This is a genomic window from Streptococcus sp. HMSC066F10, assembly GCF_001813805.1.
Taxonomy (GTDB): Bacteria; Bacillota; Bacilli; order Lactobacillales; family Streptococcaceae; genus Streptococcus; species Streptococcus vaginalis.
Genome location: NZ_KV813992.1, coordinates 1 through 3186, shown reverse-complemented (window position 1 = coordinate 3186; position 3186 = coordinate 1). Strand labels below are relative to the sequence as shown.

The 3186-nt window shown below is 38.4% G+C and carries 3 pseudogenes; 2 read left to right on the top strand and 1 reads right to left on the bottom strand.

Annotation, left to right across the window (positions count from 1 at the left end):
• Positions 1–116: 116 nt before the first annotated feature.
• Both HMPREF2933_RS09815 and HMPREF2933_RS09805 read left to right on the top strand, forming a co-directional pair.
• Positions 117–680 (top strand): annotated as a pseudogene (locus tag HMPREF2933_RS09815) (Rib/alpha-like domain-containing protein); the annotation flags it as partial.
• A gap of 210 nt (positions 681–890) precedes the next feature.
• Positions 891–2134: pseudogene (locus HMPREF2933_RS09805) on the top strand (ISL3 family transposase).
• 34 nt (positions 2135–2168) lie between these two features.
• Here the strand turns inward: HMPREF2933_RS09805 and HMPREF2933_RS07785 are convergent.
• Positions 2169–2348 (bottom strand): annotated as a pseudogene (locus tag HMPREF2933_RS07785) (plasmid recombination protein); the annotation flags it as partial.
• Positions 2349–3186: the final 838 nt, after the last annotated feature.

Here is a 3186-nt window from a genome sequence, read left to right as displayed (position 1 = left end):
CCAGTTAAAGGTGCTGACGGAAAACCTGTACATTTACAGTTACAAAAGCGCCGACACAAGCCGAAGAAAACACACCAACACCTAAAGAACAAACTGTTAATGTTGGCGAAACTCCAGATCCTAAGAAATCAATCGGAAACGTTGGAGACCTTCCAGAAGGAACTAAGTTCGAATTCAAGACACCAGTAGACACTACAACACCAGGCGACAAAGACGCAACAGTTGTAGTAACATACCCAGATGGTTCTAAAGATGAAGTTCCAGTTAAGGTAACTGTTACAGATCCACGTACTGATGCAGATAAGAACACACCAACACCTAAGGAACAAACTGTTAATGTTGGCGAAACTCCAGATCCTAAGAAATCAATCGGAAACGTTGGAGACCTTCCAGAAGGAACTAAGTTCGAATTCAAGACACCAGTAGACACTACAACACCAGGCGACAAAGACGCAACAGTTGTAGTAACATACCCAGATGGTTCTAAAGATGAAGTTCCAGTTAAGGTAACTGTTGCGGACAATTCAGCACAAGCATCTGATAGCACTCCAGCTAAGAAAGCAGAAGCGAAGGAATTGCCTAATACAGGTACAGAAGCCCATGCAGGCCTAGCAACACTTGGACTTCTTGGAGCCCTTAGCGGATTTGGACTTCTTTCTCGCAAGAAAAAAGAAGACTAAAAACTGAAAGTCTTGGCTATCTATCAACTGTAAATGATTGAAAAAAGCTAAGCTCGAGAAAGGACGAATTTCGTCCTTTCTTTTTTGGCTCTATAATATTTGTAGTGGGTAAATCCCCTATAGATCTTATAGAGCCTATTTTTGTGTAGAAAAAAAGTTCCATATGACCTATAATGAAAAGCGACTAAACAACTCATTAGAAAGATTCATATGGAACAATTACATTTTATCACAAACTTACTGGGAATAAAAGACACTAACATTACGATTTTGGATGTTCTAGATGCTGGAACACTTAAAGCAATCATCGCTAAGCTAGATTGTCCTGCACCTAAACGTCCTCACTGCCAAGGAAAAATGGCTAAATATGACTTTCAAAAAGAATCAAAAATTCCCTATTTAGAATGTGCGGGATACAAGACTCTCATTCGATTGAGAAAACCCCGTTTCTGCTGTCAGGATTGCGGGAAAATGGTTGTAGCTGAGACTTCCTTAGTCAAGAAAAATCACCAAATCGCAACTATCGTCAACCAGAAAATCATACAAAAATTGATCGAGAAAGTCCCTATGACGGCCATCTCTGAAAGTTTATCTGTATCTACTTCAACTGTCATTCGTAAACTACATGAATTCAAGTTCAAGACAGATCTATCTTCCCTTCCAACTCATAATACAGTTTCAAGAAAGGCAAGATGAGCTTCATTGCACAGGATTTCGATTCAAGACAAATCATAACTATCCTAGACGGACGGACTCAAGCAACGATTCGCAATCACTTTCTGCGCTATTCCAGACAGGTCCGAAACGGCGTTAAAGTCATTACAATGGATATGTTTAGTCCTTATTACGACATCGCCAGAAAACTATTTCCAAACGCTAAAATCATCCTTGATCGCTTTCACATTGTACAACATCTCAGCCGGGCTATGTGTCGTCTTCGCATCTAAATCATGAAGCAACCAGATCGAAAGTCTCATGAATATAGGGCGCTGAAGTGCTACTGGAAACTGATCCAGCAAGACAGCCAGAAACTCAGCAATAAACGCTTTTATCGCCCTACTTTTCGCATGCACTTGACAAATCAAGAGATTCTTGAAAAGCTACTTTCTTATTCTCAAGAACTACGAGAACACTATGACCTCTATCAGCTCTTACTCTTTCATTTTCAAGAGAAACAAGCTGATTATTTCTTTGGCCTTATTGAAGAGACAATTTCTTGTGTTAATCCTATTTTTCAAACTGTTTTTAAGACTTTTTTGAAAGATAAGGACAAGAGCATGAACGCTCTGGAATTATCCTATTCTAATGCAAAACTGGAGGCTACTAACAACATCATCAAAGTTATCAAGCGAAATACTTTTGGATTCCGGAACTTTGATAACTTTAAAACTAGAATCCTTATTGCTTTGAACATCAAAAAGGAGAGGGCAAATTCGATCCTCTCCAGGTTGTAACTTTTCATCAACCCACTACAGTTAACAAAGAGCCCTTAATTTGACGTTCATACGACACAGAGCGATCGCGATCCGTCAACTCATAGTTGAGGTGTGACCTGCTCGTGTCGATATCCTTGTTTGAGTGCGTCTCAAAAACACGTTCATTGTGCTTATAAGCTCCTCCCAAATTACCAGCTTTCATCTTCTGCATTCTCGCAACGAGATAGCTTATCCTTCAGCTCCTTTCCAGGTGGTCATTCGAATAACGAATGACAGGCAAGTCGCCCAGGCTATTGCTTGCCTAAATACCTAACATCTTAGCTAGTAGTTTAGCACATTTTCGGCACAACTTCCATGTAAAGTATAGTGCACTATACTTTACTTCGTAAAAGTGCGGTCTGCGACGCTTTATCGCCATCAGGAAATAGGGTGAGTCGACATGTCTATTACTCACCCAAAGCAGTCCTACAAAGCAGGACTTTTCTGTTACTTTTTTAGAAATAGTAACGTTTATACAGCTTTGACACTTCGTATCAAAGCGCCAAACACACTCCGAGGGATTTTACAGAAAGCAGAAAAGGAATGATCTGGTATAAGATCATTCCTTTTCTCTCTTTTTCTCTAAGTAATTATATACAATGTACGACGAAGTCGTCATTGCAATGCTCATCCACCACCTAAAGGGAACTTTAAACAACATTGATAAGATAAAGAATATAAACAACGAAAATACGTTATACCCAATTAATTTTATTGTATATCTCATGATTAAAAGTTAATTCTTCCGTTGTTAGGAATGGCATCATTTTGATCCCATAACTCCTTTCTTTAGATGTATTTGTGTAATAAAATTAGTTTGCTTAGAATTTTAGATATTATTGTTTTCCGTGTTTCATCCTTTCTAATCTAAAACTCTGTTTTAGGTCTATTATAACAAAACAAAAGCGAAAATGTAAGCGTTTATATAATTTCGAAAATATTTTCTAAAAACTCTTCAGAAAACTTTGAAATTCTTAACGCAATTACAACAGACGGTTCAATAGACTTGTTCGGTAACTACATCATCTCGT